Here is a 17,311-nt window from a genome sequence, read left to right on the forward strand (position 1 = left end):
ATGCATTTAATTGTGATTAAATATGACGTAGATTATATTACCTGTAAAGAGTAAAATGACCTACGAAATCACGGTTATTCGATGAATCGAGTTTAACAACATACCAGTAGTCTCCTGTAGGAAGCTCGGTATTGTTATACTTTCCATCCCATTTCTCACCTGCCCGTAACATTGCTACTCGGCGGCCATAACGATCGTAAATGGAGAACATTAGGTTAGGATAGTTATCGGCACATCCAGGAGCCCATTCGTCTGTTACACCATCATCATTTGGTGTAAAATAATTTGGAATACATATTTCGATATAATCAAATAATAAAGACGCTACCGCTGTACAGCCACTACTATCCGTTACGATAACCGTATAAGCACCAGATTCAGAAATAAGAAACGTATTGGTAGTTCCAAAATCTACACCGTTTAAGGTAAATTGATAGTCTCCGGTTCCTCCAGTTGCTTTAGCCACAATTTCATTTAGGTCGCCATTTATTAATTCGAGAGCTAAAGGAATGAATGTATCTATATCAAAGAAGTTGGTCATTTGCTCACAACCATTTGTATGTCTTACAACTATATAGTTATCTGTACTAGGGGGTAAGTTCTCAAACACATTACTTGTTTGGAAAGGACCGCCATTAAGAGAATAGGTTAGTTGCGAAGGATCTACACTGTCATCTACTGTTACTACAATACGGTTGGTTGTAACATTTTCAACGCATACATACTCAACCTCAGCCATTGGATTTAATAATACGGATTCGGGAAATGCAATTTTCCATTCAGACTCACATCCTAAACTATCACGTACATAAACTGTGTGGCTTCCTCCATCTAGATTAGTGAATTCAAATTCGGTTTGATCAATATCACCAACGATGTAATCGCCATTATAGTCATCTAAACTGACACTATATGGAAGCACTCCGCCGTCAATTTCTATCTTGAAGGAACCATCGCCGTCACCATCACAAATCACGGGTACGATAGAATCGGGTATTATTTCGATTAGCACTGGGGGTGATTCAACGATTTCAAAGTCGAAAGTTTCATAACAACCTAGTTCATCTTGTACAATTACATCGTACATCCCAGGAGGGAGATTCTCAAAGACGTTTGTGTCAAAAAATTGATCTAAGTTGGGTGAAATAGCATAGAGAATTATACCAGTTCCTCCAGTAGCAAAAATTTCTAATCTACCGTTATCTTCTCCATGGCAAATAAGATCAGTTACGTCATATGTAACTTCTAAAGCTGTATCTGGTTCTGTAATACTTATTTCTTCTGAAGTGGCTAAACAATCACCACTTTCAACGTGAACAACATAAGTACCTACTGTTAATCCTGTAAATACTCCAGGACTGTTTTGGTCGGCTGGAATTGTAGTCCCCATCGTATCTAATAGAGTATATACATAATCTCCGAGGCCTCCCTGAGCCGTTGCCATAATAACTCCAGTATTATCACCTGCACAATTAATATGTGGGTTTATCGATTCTAAAACAATCTCTAATTCTGGTAGCGGGTCTATAGTGATCTCATTAGATACATTTGAAATACACCCGTTGACATCTCTAACATAGTAGTCATAAACGCCGGGTGTAACTGTAAATGTGATTTCTGAAACAAATGTTCCTAAAACTGGAACAAAGTTTTCATTATCACTATACTCGTAAATCCCTGTTCCGCCCGTAGCGCTTAACGTCAGTGCCGCATCAATCTCACAGGTTTGCGTGGTTTCTGTGAATAAATTAGATACTATTGGATCCGGTTGAGAGATGGGAATTGGCAATGATGTCAATGTACATTCATAAGCATCTGAAATCGTTACAGAATATACACCTGCGCCCAATCCTTCAAACACATTTGATGCTTGCGGGCCTGAACTAGCCGATATTGGTGAAATAATATTTAGGGTGTAACTATAGTTATTGGTTTGACCACCAGTCACATTTAAAACCGTAATTGTTGCATCCTGATCTCCAAAGCATGACAATAGAGTTGTATTCGGAACAAAGGTGGCACTAATTGGGTCTGGTTCCATAAGAACAATGGTGTCACTTGCAATACAACCATTTGCATCTCTCGTATTCACGATATAGGTTCCCGCACTTAGATCTGTAAAAGTGTCGTTCGATGAATAAGGAACGGAAGCATCTCCCGTTAACTCATATTCATATGGGCTCGTTCCGCCATTGGCTATCGCTGTTATAGTACCCTGATTATTCGTACATGTTACGCTAGTGGTTTCATAGGTTTCTAGTGCCAGAGGCGTGGGAGGGGTTCCAATAGTTACTACATTAGAATCAGTCGTACAAAACGGAGTTTCGGTTTCCACAATTACAACAGAATAGTTTCCAGATGGAAGTCCAATTATAGATTGCGGATTTGTTGAAGTGTTTGCGTTTACGGGCCCTCCTATAGGTGTACCTGTTCCATCTAATAATTGATAGGTATACGCTCCAGTATATCCATTTATAGTAAGCTCTAATTCGCCATTTGAATCACCGTAACAATCATTAACCTGAGTCACGGTTAAAAGCGCATCAATTTCATCAAATGGCTCAACAACCAACGGTAGAGTTAGAAAGTAACAGTCGGTATCGGTATCATTGACTTGAAAGTAATAAGTGCCAGGACCTGGTATATCAAATACATTTGAGGCTTGTGGGAGCCCATTGGGCAGCATTTGGTATGTAAAGTTACCTGAACCACCAGTTACATTAATAGCTACAGAGCCTGTTTCATTACAATCAATAGGTGTTGCGATGGTAAAGGCAGTCGCTGTAATTGTAGGTAATGGATCTATAATAATAGTATCTGTGGCAATACAATTATTAGCGTCCTTCACGTAAACTGTTATGTTTTGAGATGCGCCAGTATCAGCAACTTCAAAAACATTAGTTGTAAAATAGTTAGTTCCGTCAATACTGTAAGAGTAAGCTAAAGTACCTCCAGCTGCATTAATTGTAATAACGGACGTAGTTACGCTACCATCTGGATTACAAGAAAAAGGAACTGCATCTGCTGTTACTGTTAGAGGGGTAGGTTCATCAATAACTACGTCTTCAGTGGCAATACAACCTCTTCCTGATGTAACAAGGACACTATATGTTCCAGCGGCTAGGCCCGTAAAAATGTTACTATTTTGAGCGGGTATTACAATAGGTGCTGTGATTTCATATGTGTACACAGGATTGTTATTTCCTGGTGATAAATTTACCGTTATACTACCATTGCTATCACCGTTACAACTTGGCTCGGTTACTTCCGTAGTAAATGTTACCGGAATTGCACTATCTAAGGTAACTGAAACATCTTCTGAACACATGGTTATAGTGTCTGTGACAGTAACTATATAGGTTCCTGAAGGGACACCAGAAAAGACATTTCCAGTCAATATTATTGACGGTGGATTTGGACTAATCGAATAAGCGTAGTTGGAAGATCCACCTGTGGCCGTTACGGTGATTTCTCCATCGTCATCGTCACAACTTGGTAAAGCAGTTACAGCGGGGGTTAAACCCAATGGTGGTTCAATTTCAACAGTGACAAGATTACCACATCCATGAGCATCGTTTACTTCAATTGTATGTGTTCCTGAAGATAGGTTTGAAATTGTAAACGGAATGGTTTGTGTCTGAAATGAGCCGCCATCTATACTAATGCTATAAGGCGGTGTTCCCGGAGTTACTAGTGTGACATCTATTTCAAAATCACCTTGAGCAATATTACATTGATTTGTTACTGTGGCAGCTATTTCGGGTGATGCGTCCATAGGAACAACCTGAACAGGGCTAGAAACAATACAACCATATGCATCTAATGCGTGAACGTAGTAATTTCCTGCGGCAACATTAAATGTACTTGCTGAAGCCCAAAAAGGATCTGTAGCAAGAGGCGGTCCTGGTATTGTGGTTATTTGATATAAGTAAGGCGCCGTTCCATTTTGAGCAATGGCGCTAACCACTCCTGAATTTGGATTACAGTTTGCATTTTGATCTACGGAAGCGGTCAAGCTCAATAAAATTGCCGATTCAGTAATTGCAAAAGGCGCTGTTGTGATTCCACATCCTGTGTTAGAACCTGAAGTTTCTTCGATTAACACGAAGTAGGTGCCAAAAGCTAAAGGACCGAGGTCTGAAACTGTAAGTGAGCCTCCAGCAGGAACTGATCCGGTACCAGAGACGCCAGTGGTGATGAGTGTTAAAGAATCAAAAATTTCAAAGTTTACATCTACCGCTGCAGCATATGTGCTATTGACTGTAAAGGAAACATCTCCATCTGCACTACCAGTACATGTTATATTATCTGAACTAACGGCAGTTGCTGTTAATGTCGAGTTGGTAGGAATAGGTGTTGTAGCGGGCTCATAATAACTACAGTTATTTGATTCGTCATAGACAACAAATGTGTAGATGATACCTGGAGTTAAGCCGGTAAATGTAGCTGTCTGACTTCCAGGAGAATCTTCCGGAATCCAAGCGCCAGGTGGGTTTGGATAAACGGTCATTGGGCCTTGATAAATGGCAAACCAAAATGGTCCCGTACTCCCTAATGGTGAGACTACTTCAACAATAACTTGACCACCAGTTAAGCAATCTACCGAGCTATCCACAAGGATATCCAGATCATCTGGAGGGGATGCTATCAATATATCTTGGAAAAGAACAGAACAACCATTCGAGTCAATAATATTGATTTCGTATAAACCAAAATCTACCACATCAAAACTTACCGAAGTTGATCCAGTAGCATTATATTCGGAGTTGGCATATCCATTAGAACCCGTTACAAAATAATTGTAAGGCGGTGTACCACCAATAACGCTATTGATAATGATAGAGCCAGTTGAAATTCCACCAGGACTACAAGAAATGTCAATTGTGTCATAGTCAACAATTATAGGATCTGGCTGATCAATTATTATGGTCTCTGTTGCTGTACAGGAATTCGCATCGGTAACAGTTATTGTATAAACTCCCGCAGGTAAGCCCGAGGTCTGAGTACCATAGTCAGTAGCCGTAGTTTCATTATAGACGTTGATGAGAAAAGGAGGGGTTCCCATGGTGGGATCAATAGATATGTCAATGGCTGCGTTTGAATCACCATTACACAAAATTGGTTGAGTTTGTGTGACAAAGGCTATTCCTGGAGGAGAAATAGGATTCACAGTAATAATGGGTGAGGTGGCGTCACATCCGCTTGCGTCAGTAATTTGAAACTGATAGGTTCCCGCTGTTGATGTTGTATATATGAATGATGGGCCAGTAGCTCCCAAGGGACTGAAAGCACCTCCATCAATGGAAACGGCATACGTATATGGGGTAGTTCCCCCGGTAATATCTCCTGAAATGATCGCATCTGGTGAAGCCGTGCAATCTAAGCCCTTAGTTAATAATGCATTTACTAATAATTGAGGAGCTATAATTTCGGCAGGCAGTGTTGTTTCACAACCAAAAGCATCTCTAACAGTTATTGTATAACTTCCTGGAGTTAAATTTGAAAAGATATTACTCATTTGAAAAGGTCCTCCATTTATACTGAATTCAAATGGGGCTTCCCCTGAGGTAACGTCAACTTCTATTGTGGCACCATTAGCGTCAAAACAGATGTCTGAAGTTGTACTAATATTAGCAACCGGAGGGTTAGGGATTGTTAAGGTAAAGGTTTCGGTTTCAATACATCCGTTAGCATCCTCTACAGCAATTGTATAGCTGCCTCCTTGAGTTAAATTATTAAATATATTTGATGATTGCGTTGGTAGGGTTGTTGTATCCGGAAGTGTTAGTGTATACAGATATCCACCCCAACCTCCAGAAGCATTTATGATAACACTACCATCTGTGATACAGGTAATAGGTGAGGTTTCGACGGTAATAACCAAAGGGTTAATAGGTTCATCAATTGTTACCGTATCTGTAGCTTCACAATTGGTTACTAAATCTGTTACAACAATGGTGTAGTTGCCAGCTGCTAGTCCGGTTAAAATGACTGGGGATGTCCCGGGTACTGGAGGATTTCCGTTAATACTATATTCAAAAGAGCTGGTGCCTGACACTGTAAATTGAGCAGATCCATCTGCTGTGCCAACACAAGTAACATTGTTTAAAACCTCACCAAAGATATCGATAGGAGGCAATGGAACAATTGCATAAGATTCGCTATAAATACAATCATTTGCATCCTTTACCTGAAAGGTATAGATATCGGGTGCTAATCCAGCAAAAATGTTTGAAGCTTGATATGGAGTCGCTGCGGCTGCAGGAGCGATAATTTGATATTCCAAAGGAGCAACTCCTCCTGTTGTACCTGTGATAGTGACAGTAACCAAGTTAGTAGGGCAGGTTAAAGGTGTGTTATCAAACATTAAATCTGTTGGTGGGTCTAATGGTGGTATGGTAATTTCATTTGTGACGAAGGTACAATCGTTTGCATCTTTAATAGTTGCAGTATATGTACCTGGAGTTAAGTTTGAGAAAGTCGGACTTGCCTGATAGTTAACTCCATCAATACTATACATATACGGAGGTGTACCTCCAATGACGTTCGTAACCATTATTGTACCATTTGAAGTACATGTATAGGGAGCAATTAATTCTAAATCGCCTGAGATAGCCGTTGCGGAATTAATGGTAGCTACTTGAATGTCTGTTGAGCAGACCGAGGGACCATTCGTATATTGCACAACAACATTATAAGACCCTGCGGCTAGCCCTGTAAAAAAGGGTGAATTAGAATACGACAGTCCGCCGTTAATACTGTATTCCAGACTATTTCCGTTGGGGTTGGTTACGTCGATGGTTATTGTACCCGTGTTACCGGAACTAGCGCATAAAATATCAGTAGTGATCACTGAGAATTCTGGTGGGAGGGTAGCTTCAATAGTAATACTTGTCATTGCACTACAGTTGTTGGAATCAATTACAAGAATGTCATAAACTCCAGCAGTTGGAACTACAATTTCAGGTACGGTTTGAAAAACAGAACTTCCATTCACAAAATAAAAATAGGGGGCTGTACCTCCTAAGGGGTATACTGTTATTTCTCCGTCTGTACAGGTTAATGGGATGGTTATTGCTGCGGTCACCGTTAAAACTGGGGGATCGATGAGAATAATTTCCTGCGTATTAGTACACCCATCTTCTGTTTCAACAATAGCGGTATAAGTTCCTGGGTTTAAGTTTTCAAAAGCATAGTTATTTTCGATTATAGGACCAACACTATTGACTAAGGTTCCACCTAAATAGAGAGAAAAGAAATATTGTGGTTCTACATCGTTAGCGGCTAAGTAAATACTACCTAGATCTCCATTACAAAAGGGTTGATTGATGATGGTTGAAACTGTAAAATCACGTGCTCTAACTAATACGTCTGGAACGGTGAATACGCAAGCGCTTGAAGGAACACCAATTTGTCTTACGTAAACAGTATATAAGCCAGGAGTGTTAATTGAAAACACATTACTTGCCTGATAATTTACACCGTCTATACTGTACTCATAGCCATTAGGAACATTACCAACCGTTATACTTCCTGGGGTTGTACAAATAATATCTGTCACTGTAACCGTAGGATCCAAAAGGTTTTGATAAACATTGAAATAGAATTGATTGAAACAACCTCCGTCGTAATTGATGGTCAATCTATATTGTCCAGCAGTATTTGCGGTATAATTTGCGCCCGTGCCAACCTGATCCCAACTACACGAATTGTTTTCATTAGCACAGTCTGAATTTGCTACGGGAGGACAGCTAGTTTCATCAAGTTTTTCCCAAATAATGGTTGTAGCACCGGCAATATCAGTTAAGATCTCTCTGAAATCTTCGATTCCACATAAGAATATATTAGGTAATAATTTGCCGTCATTCGGACAGGTTACAACTTCATCGGCGTAGGGGATTACTGGATTGGGAATGGACCCACCGAAAAGTGTTACATTAAATTCTTGAACTATCGATTGACAAGGGGCGCTAGCTGTATTAAAAGAATAATACGTGCCAGTGGCTGTTACAGTAATTGATTGCGTTGTGCCTATGACTGGAGTTCCCGTTGGACTCGTAGACCAAGAGTAAGAATCGTATCCGTTCGCTGCAGTGAGCACTAGACTATTTCCGCATAAAATCTCTTCTTGTGCAAATACACAGTCATCAAGATCTGCTAAAAAGTTAGTCGCCTGCGGAGAAATTAAACAACCGGTATTTGAACTATAACTTGGGTCATCTGTAATAAGGAAGTTAGGGTTAAGTGTACCTTGATAAGTTGCAAAGGCTTGGTTGTTAATAATATTTGAGCAAGCATCTGCTAATTGTTGACACGAATCTACTACTTGAACCTCAATTCGGATCTCGTAAGCAGGGTCGTTTTCTTCAACTAAATAATTTTCAATAGCAAACACTAATTCACGAGTTACTGGATCGTAACTCGCTACCGTAACACCTGTGGGTAGTACCAAATCGGTAGGGTAGTCGAAAATAATATTTATAGGTAGAATATCTCTAATTGTAAAGTTTGTTGCATTATCATTTCCTACGTTTTGAAAGCCAATAACATAATTCAGATCTTGCCCGAGGTTTACGGTTTGATTTCCTATATTATTTCCAAATTCATCTTCAACAATTTTTGTGAGGACGATATCAGGTTCTATAATTTCGACAGCAAAGGCAAAAAAGTATGGAAAATAGGTATCACCACTAGTTTCTAACCGAACAGTTGCCGAGGTGGCATCATTAGCGATTACCCCGTTACCTGGGTTGGGTACAACCATTACACCTGTGTCAAATCCAAGTGTATTTGTGCTGTTTGGGTTTCTGTTATTTACTGGTAATGCGTCGAGTTGGGTTACTGAACTATTAAAGAAATTGGCAACCGGACGGTCTAGAGCAGAAAGACTCGATCCGTTAATTCTCAATCGATCACCAAGGATCGGTTTGTCACCTTCTAAGGTAGCAAAGGCAAAATTAGCTCGTACAGGTGCTGGGGCGGGAACAGTTCTAAACCCAGAAATGGGGATATCTACATTTGGATTTCCACCGGGAACACTAATAGCACTAAAACCATCAAAACTGGTGATAGACTTACCGGGCAGCGTGGGGTCTTCGTAAACAACTAAAAGGGACCAACCAGAAGAATATCCAGTACCGTTGTAGGGGTCAAAAGTACTAGTTTCACCCAGGGCGCTAGAGACATTAGCAACAGTATAAGTTCCTAAATCATTCGCATAGTTTGTGACTATTGATGTAACATCGGCATAACAAGCATAAGGAAAACTATCTCCTCCATCAACTGATGTGCCGTTAGCATCGAAAATCAATGTTCCGGTGATATCGATATAGCCACCGGAGGGGCCTTTGAATTTAACATCGGTAATGGGTTCGGCACCACCAGTTACAGCTCCCCAATATAAACCCGCATAGCGTATTTCATAACAATTTGGGTTTGGAATCACTAGATCTGCGCTAGAAGAGCTAAAGGTAGTGGGATCACCGTCAATATCGATATATTGCATATCCACATTGTGGTTGTACACATTGTTATCATTGAAAGGGTTGTTGTCGGGTCCCAGAATATTATTCCCAATAAGAACAATATCACCTTTAAGATCTTGATCAAATCGAGGAGTAAAGGGAGTATAATTTTGGGCGTAAGATTGTACGCCTAAAAGGATGGCGGTAAGAATAACGAATATTCTTGAGTAAGTAGGTGTGCTCATAGTTGGTTTGTTTTGATTCTATCTACTCCCAGAATCGTTTCAGTAGGAGGCGGGGGCTCTCTGTAATTATTATGTCATACTTAGTTTTCTATTTTAATAATGAACATTTTTTCATTATACGCTTTATTTTCCTTGGTCCTTATGCCTTCATTAGCTTCTTGTATAGAATTAAACTTCTTAGTGTAGATATAGTATTCACTTGTGTTTACATCAAAAAAGAAATCAACTTCTCTATTTCCAGATGAAATTACCTGGGTTAAGAATTCATCTCGCTTCGCAATATTGTTATGTACTGCATGAACCAAATAGTAACCACTTTCTGTGTTCTTAACATTTTTTAGAATTTGAATATTATTATTATTATTTTCTTTACCAAAATCGAGGTCTTTAGTCGATAGAGGGGCACCGTTAGAAGGTACTGATTGTTTTAAGCTGTTTAATCTTGCTCTATCTTGTACATACCTGTCTTCATCATTATTATATACAGCGCGCTTAATTCTTCGTTTGCGTTCAAATTCGGTTGCTATTGCGATCTGGTCTAGTGATGACACTAAAGATTCACGAGCACGCTTGGCTGCTTGTTGTTCTTTTTTTAATTCAACTAAAGCATTGTTGTAATAGAGGTTAGTTGCATCATTTGGATTGTTAGAAATTTTTACTCTTTCTTCTATCAAAGATTCTAGTTCTAAAACTTTCTTATTTAACCTAATGACTGTTGTATCTAGTTGTATGAATAATAATTCAATTGCTTTATTTTCTTCACTAATGCTTTTAAACGGCTTCGGTTCAACATAAATATCTTGCTCGCTAAGATCATTTTCCTCCTTTAAGTCTTTTAAATCACTAGCTTTAATAGCTACTGCTGTTTCTAACTTTGCCAATAATTCTGTTTGCAGTTTTTTGTTAGCCTCTGTTTCTGCGGTCAATGCGCTTATAGATGAACCTATCTCATCGGTTGGATTAATAATTTGGTTTTCTTCTGAATTTTCTTCCGCTTCTCGCTTGGCTAATTCTTCAGCAGCAATTCTTGCTTGTTCTTCTTCTGCTTGTTTGGCTAATTCTTCCGCCGCAATTCTGGCTTGTTCTTCTGCTGCTTGCTTGGCTAATTCTTCCGCAGCTATTCTGGCTTGTTCTTCTGCTGCTTGCTTGGCTAAGTTTTCCGCGGCTATTCTGGCTTGTTCATCTGCTGCTTGCTTAGCTAATTCTTCAGCAGCAATTCTGGCTTGTTCTTCTGCTGCTTGTTTGGCTAAGTTTTCCGCCGCTATTCTTGCTTGTTCTTCTGCTGCTTGCTTAGCTAAGTTTTCCGCAGCGATTCTTGCTTGTTCTTCTGCTGCTTGTTTGGCTAAGTTTTCCGCAGCGATTCTTGCTTGTTCTTCTGCTTCTTGTTTGGCTAAGTTTTCCGCAGCAATTCTTGCTTGTTCTTCGGCTTCTTGCTTGGCTAAGTTTTCCGCAGCGATTCTGGCTTGTTCTTCAACTTCTTGCTTGGTTGGTTGTTCAGCAACTACTTCTTCTTCAGTTACTTTGACATCATCAGCAAGCGGTTCCGTTTTTACAACTGGCTCGGTTTCGGGTGCTTTATTTACTTTCGCGATGGCCTTTTTGGTCTTTTTCTTAGCTTTCGGTTCTGTCGTAAATATTCCAGCTATTTCATCATCTCGACTATAGTCATAATAATTGTCATTTTTAAATCTATAGGCAAGGGTAATCTCGTGAGCTGAACCTAAATTCGAAAGTCCATAAAAAGGTTTCTCATAGTTGTATTCTACGGCAATTTGGGGAGTTATATTAATGCCAATACCTCCAGAAGCACCATAAACGTTATTGTAACCAACTTGTGCCCAAATTCCTTTTGGCACAGTTAGCATTAAAACACCTGAATAAATGGAGTTGTCTTTTTGAAATTCAGATCTTGCCAGAGCAGAAAATCTACTTTCATCAAAAAAACCGTAGCCACCAAAATATCCCGTATACATTACATGTCCTTGAAATCCTTGTTTTGGATTTTCCTCTAGAAGGCCTGAAGATTCAAAATTATAGGTAACGGCATTATTAAGTGATATACCAAAATCCATAAATCCTGTACCATAATTAAGTCCGGGATTTATTGTGAGCAATAAATTAGTAGGAATATTCTCTAAAGCAGGATCTTTATAGTTTGTAACAACTTTTCCTGTATTTAAAGTGCTTTTGTAGGCGCCAACATTCATTCCAAAAGTTAGATTACTATCTTGCTCTAATCGTACATTATAAGCGAAATTTAAAAGTCCCCCAAAATTGGTAAACACTCCGTAATTTTGCTGAAAAAGTCCAATTCCAGCTCCAATGTTTTCTCTAAACCGTCCAGCGTAATTGAAAAGATACGTCTCTGGTGCATCTTCAACTTGAACGAGTTCACGTTTATTTGTTACGGTGATATATTTGTTTTGTTCTCTAACAAAGCTAAAGGTTGGGTTCTGTTCAAATCTATTGAACATCAAAGAATTTCTAACAGGAATATCTAACGCAACAATCCCATCCTCGGTTTGAGAATAGGTAGTCTGTATAAGACAGAAAATAAATAGTATGGGTACAACTATTGTTTTCACGGCGTCATTTTACGATGGTTATAGAACCCATTTTAGGTTCTGATCCTTGGGGTGTTATTTGGTAATAGTATACTGGGTTTTTATTATCTGTACTGAGTTGATCTTCGGGCCAATTATTTGTATAATCATTAGTGCGTAGCACAGTTTTTCCTTGACTGCTCAGGATAATGACTTCGGTATTAGTACCGCTCACATATGGAAGCGGAATTACCCATGTGTCATTAATACCATCTCCATTAGGGCTAATAAGATTAGGGATATTGTTTACATCAGGAAAGAGATTAATATATTCATCTACTTGAAAAACTAGCTCATTTGTTGTTTCACAACCTGTAGTTTGTGTAATAATTATATTGTATGTACCAAACTCTGTTACCTCAAATGTGTTTTGTGTTGCATTTGGAATTACTTCATTATTTAAAAGCCATACAAATTCGGGGTTTGCCGCATTGGTGGTCACTGTCACGGTCAAAGACTCGCCAGCTTCCAACAGATTGCTATTTGGGATATTTAAACTACTTAAGAAATCTCCGGTAGACAAATCTATACTACCAGTGGCTTCACAAATTCCGAAATCAACACGAACGGAATAAACTCCCGAAGTATCTGTTTGATAACTTCTACCTGTGGCTCCAGGGATTAAATCTCCATTTTTATACCATCGGTAGCTATTACCTGCCACTGTACTTAAGGTAGTTGGTCCTTCGGAAGCACAAAATGGATTTCCAAGACTTGAAATTATAGTTGCTACTACTTCATCTCCCGAAATGGCTTCAGAAACTGCTACTCGGTTAGAAAATGAGTCGGAAGTACAGCTACCATAGTTTGTTTCAGCGAAATAAGTTCCTTCTTGAGTTACTGTAAGCGTAGGACCTTCAGCAATAAACACAGAAGTTGTAGGTGTAATTTCTTTATACCAATTAAAGGTTAATGAGGGATAATTCAATGGAGAATCATTATCTCCTGTACCCGGATTGTCTATCGTAAGGAGATAGCTTCCGCCTGGGCAAAAACTTGCTGTACCAATGAGATTATTAATTGTAAATGGACTATCCTGAAGTTTGTAATAAGCCGAAAAGCTTTCAGAAGCAGCACTTACAGTCGCTGGTTGAGTGCTTTTAATCCTAATTTTATATGCTTCTCCTGCTGTTTCTGGTGGTATAGAAAACTCAATAGAAGCGGGAGATTCATTTATGGCTCCTGGGGTGGAGGTGAAGATAATTTCGGGATCAGAAAAGCTGCCTGTAGGATCTGATAATTCAACTAAAAATTGATTGGATGGAGCAATACCTGATTCTGGGCTAAAAACAAAGTCTAGGGCAAATGAATTGAAGGTCTCATTTGCGCAAGCTTGGCTAAAACTAAGCTCTGGAGTACCAATAACTATCTGTGCATCGACCTTTTCACTGTTTAATACAATGAAAAAGCTGAATAAGAAAAAAAAGTAATTTCGTAAAGTAGTTTTTGCCATACAGATAATCTTTTCATATTCATAACTGTTTTACAAAAATCAGGCACTAACACTAAGACATAGTAATTGTGGTAGTTTGGGGATTTTTTGTATACACTTTTATTCTTCGTCAGGAAGGTTGCTTGCTATTATTCTATTAATTCTTAATCTAAAATCTGGGTCTTCTAAATTAGTTGTGTCTATAAAGGTTTCTGAGTCTGAGCCTCGGGAGTAAACATTTCGAAATATGCGATTGCCGTACCAATTTTCAAGATCTTCATTGTTTTGTATGCCTTTCGTAAAAATATTTCCTTTGCAATTATTGAAATACATTGAATTGAATTCCATTTTACTTAGGTTTTGAGAATTTATAGGGATATCATCATCTAAGATAACTGCTGGATTATAACCTGAAAAAATAGTTTTCCGCATAGAAAAAGAGGCACCCCTTTCAACGAACATGGCTTCATTAACAAGTCCAACCTCTGTGTCTCTCTTAAGATCTTCACTTAATACGAGGAGTGTTAGGTTTTCTGCGTTTAGATGTGTAGTTTTTTGAGTAGGATCTAGTTGCTCTTTACTATTATAGGATGCTAAATATATGCTACTTGCGCCACTTGAAGCCGTAAAATACGGCGACTTTATAACTAAGGAGTTTGATATTAAAGATTGAGCACCATAGTTAAGTATTAGATCGTTTTGTCTTGATCTGAAGGAAACTATTTGCGATAACACTGTATTACCACCTAAAAGATAAAAGGAACTTCCTTCGCAATAGGAAATCATAATATTTTCTAGCACAGTCTCGTTACCAACACCGGCTAATGTTAGACCGCTAAAGTAACCGTAATTTTTGGTTCTTTTTCCAGCATATTCTATTCGCACGTATTTTAAAACACCAGAACTACTCGCCATATCATCGCCGCCATAACTTACTATTTCTGGAGACGAGGCATCTAGAATATTTTCCAGTGGCCATTCGTCACTTACATTGTTTACAGGAGCATCCCCTAAGATAAAAATACCGCCCCAATCTCCTTTTTTCTTAACACTTCGATTTGAAGAGAAGATAATTGGGTCTGTTTGTGTGCCTTCTGCAATAATTTTTGAGTCTTTACCAATTATCAACGAGGCTTTGGTCTTGTAATCGGCCAGTATTACAGTACCAGGTTCTATGGTGAGACTTGTACTATCGGTTACGAATACATTCCCGAGTAAGAGGTATGTTTCTTTCTTTAGTAACTTGGTATCATGAGATATAGTACCTGTAAGAATTTGGGTTGGGACTTTATACTCATTAGTATTTGGGTTAAAATCTGTCCAGATGCTTAACCAATTTTCATTACCATAGATCCCTTTTTCTTGTTGGGAAAGTAGATTTCCGAATGAAAAAAGGAACAAAATAATGAGGAAGTTAGATTTTCTAAACATCTTAGTTCTTATTTGTTAATTAATAAATGTAAATATATCAAATAATCTACGAAATACAAATAAATACGATAAAATGCACAATATTATATAAATAATCGAGTTTTAACTCTTTCAGTACGCATAAATCGAGGGCTATTTTGGAAGTATTTGCGTTTAATTAAAGTCGTTATAGGTGTGTAATGCCTTTAGTGTTTCTTCATAGAAGAGTATGGCAGAAATCAGGTTGGCTCGATCAGAATAAGGCAATACGATTTTTTGAAATTCAATGGTATTGTCAAAATAAGTTCTGGTTGCGTCAATGTTTTCTTTTAGGGCTCTGCGGTTTTCTTTAGTATCTGGAATTCCCAAGGAAGTCATAGTAACACCGGGTTTGGTGGCAAAGGCAATGCTTGGTAAGATCTTGATAATTATTTCAATACGCTTATTATATAGACTAAGTAATTCACCTTTTTGCATTTCTTCTAATTCGTCACGATCGTGATATTTATCGATACCGACGTTACCACTAATTATGTATTGGCTATTGTCTTGATTTTGTGAATAGGTTATTGAAGTAACTAACAATAATACAATGGTTACTAGGTTTAGTTTAGCTTTAAGTTTCATAATGAATATTTTATAGAAGTTACGAGGGCGCAATATGCATTCAGAGTTCAATTTTACGATTTAATTCTATATAATGCAAATATCATCGTCAAAATACACTATTTTTTGTCCAGAACGTTAAATTTATAATATATAAAATTTTATTTTGAAGGTTTTATTGTCTTCTATTTGCAAGTAGTGGAGGAGGTTCTCCATTAAAAGGGTTCCATCGGCTGATGCTTTTTGCTCCCATACCTGCGGCTTTTATTACTGCTCTATCGCCATAACGTTCTCTCATTTTATCCATCGCTAAGTAAAGGTTTATGAGTTTCTCATTATCTTCGAATAAATCGATTTGTTGGCCACCTTCTACCAAATGACTAAAGCGAACACCAACCAACCGAACCAATAATCTGCGTTGATATAAATTTTTATAGAGTTCCATAACGACAGGAAGAATTTTAAAATCGGCCGAACTATACGGAATACGTTTTTGCTGGGTATAGGTTTGGAAATCTGAATACCTGATCTTAAATGTAATACAGGCTGTTAATTTGTTGCCTCGCCGCAGTTGATAGACTAAATTTTCTGACATAGCAATAATAATACTTTCCAGTTTTTTTATATCAATGGTATCTTTATCAAAAGTTCTTTCGGTTGAAATAGACTTACGTTCGGTATATTGTACTACAGGGGAGTTGTCTATACCATTAGCTTTTTTCCAGATGGTTTGTCCGTTTTTCCCAAAAACCTTGCTCATCATTTCAATGGGCATTTCTTGTATGGTCTTTATTTGTTTAATACCCAGATCACAGAGCGATCTATAGGTTACTTCACCTACCATTGGGATCTTTCGTACTGAAAGCGGCGACAAAAAAGGTTTTTCGGTACCTTTTAAAATATATCTTTCATTGTTAGGCTTTGCTTCTCCTGTTGCAATTTTAGATACTGTTTTATTCATCGAGAGTCCAAAGGATATAGGTAGTCCCGTCTCTTTTATAATGCGTGCTCGCAATTCTGAAGCGAGCTTGTGACATCCAAAAAATTTGTCCATTCCTGTGAGATCGATATAAAATTCGTCTACAGATGTTTTTTCATATAGCGGGACACTTTCCTTAATAACCTCAGTGACCATGTTTGAAAATTTACTATAAATTCCTGAGTTTCCTCGTAATATGATCGCTTCTGGACAAAGTTGTTTCGCCATACGCATAGGCATGGCCGAATGTATTCCGAAGGTACGTGCTTCGTAGCTACAGGATGCTACAACACCACGATCGCTTGTACCTCCAATAAGTACAGGTTTGCCGTTTAGTCTGCTGTCGAGTAAACGCTCGCAAGACACGAAGAATGTGTCGAGATCCATGTGGATTATGTTTCTGTTTGGATTCAAAAGAATTTTCTTTTTATCTTCATTTCTTTTACTCACCCAAAAGAAACGATGCAAAGAAACGGGAGCTTTTACGAGGAATTTTTTAGCTAAGCTAAAATCGCGCCCAAAACTTCGCGTCAGTCGTGCCTCCTTCCTGAATTTCGAAGCTTTTGGACGCA

The 17,311-nt window shown here is 38.4% G+C and carries 6 protein-coding genes; all 6 read right to left on the minus strand.

Annotated features, from left to right (window positions below; translation table 11 throughout):
- Positions 1 to 37 precede the first annotated feature (37 nt).
- The 6 genes from ACY2RU_RS14275 to dinB all read right to left on the minus strand — a co-directional run bounded on the left by ACY2RU_RS14275 (position 38) and on the right by dinB (position 17,153).
- Positions 38 to 9,709: a T9SS type B sorting domain-containing protein gene (locus ACY2RU_RS14275; RefSeq protein ID WP_490139153.1), complete on the minus strand. Its 9,672-nt coding sequence runs from the start codon at positions 9,707 to 9,709 to the stop codon at positions 38 to 40.
- An 80-nt stretch (positions 9,710 to 9,789) separates the two neighbouring features.
- The gene (locus ACY2RU_RS14280) at positions 9,790 to 12,294 is read right to left on the minus strand and encodes a PorP/SprF family type IX secretion system membrane protein (RefSeq protein ID WP_490139154.1); all 2,505 of its coding nucleotides are present in this window, start codon (positions 12,292 to 12,294) and stop codon (positions 9,790 to 9,792) included.
- A gap of 4 nt (positions 12,295 to 12,298) precedes the next feature.
- Positions 12,299 to 13,765: a T9SS type B sorting domain-containing protein gene (locus ACY2RU_RS14285; protein WP_490139155.1), complete on the minus strand. Its 1,467-nt coding sequence runs from the start codon at positions 13,763 to 13,765 to the stop codon at positions 12,299 to 12,301.
- A 99-nt stretch (positions 13,766 to 13,864) separates the two neighbouring features.
- A complete protein-coding gene (locus ACY2RU_RS14290; protein WP_490139156.1) occupies positions 13,865 to 15,175 on the minus strand; it encodes a hypothetical protein in 1,311 nt (436 codons plus the stop codon).
- 153 nt (positions 15,176 to 15,328) lie between these two features.
- Positions 15,329 to 15,781, minus strand: a complete 453-nt coding sequence (locus tag ACY2RU_RS14295) for a hypothetical protein (RefSeq protein WP_490139157.1) — start codon at positions 15,779 to 15,781, stop codon at positions 15,329 to 15,331.
- 154 nt (positions 15,782 to 15,935) lie between these two features.
- Positions 15,936 to 17,153: a DNA polymerase IV gene (dinB, locus tag ACY2RU_RS14300; RefSeq protein WP_490139275.1), complete on the minus strand. Its 1,218-nt coding sequence runs from the start codon at positions 17,151 to 17,153 to the stop codon at positions 15,936 to 15,938.
- Positions 17,154 to 17,311 lie beyond the last annotated feature (158 nt).

The organism is Ulvibacter sp. 2305UL32-6 (assembly GCF_058148545.1).

Bases quoted from the DNA above. Each gene is read 5' to 3' on its own strand.
- ACY2RU_RS14275 (WP_490139153.1), bottom strand. From the start codon at position 9,709: ATGAGCACACCTACTTACTCAAGAATATTCGTTATTCTTACCGCCATC.
- ACY2RU_RS14285 (WP_490139155.1), bottom strand. From the start codon at position 13,765: ATGGCAAAAACTACTTTACGAAATTACTTTTTTTTCTTATTCAGCTTT.
- ACY2RU_RS14290 (WP_490139156.1), bottom strand. From the start codon at position 15,175: ATGTTTAGAAAATCTAACTTCCTCATTATTTTGTTCCTTTTTTCATTC.
- ACY2RU_RS14295 (WP_490139157.1), bottom strand. From the start codon at position 15,781: ATGAAACTTAAAGCTAAACTAAACCTAGTAACCATTGTATTATTGTTA.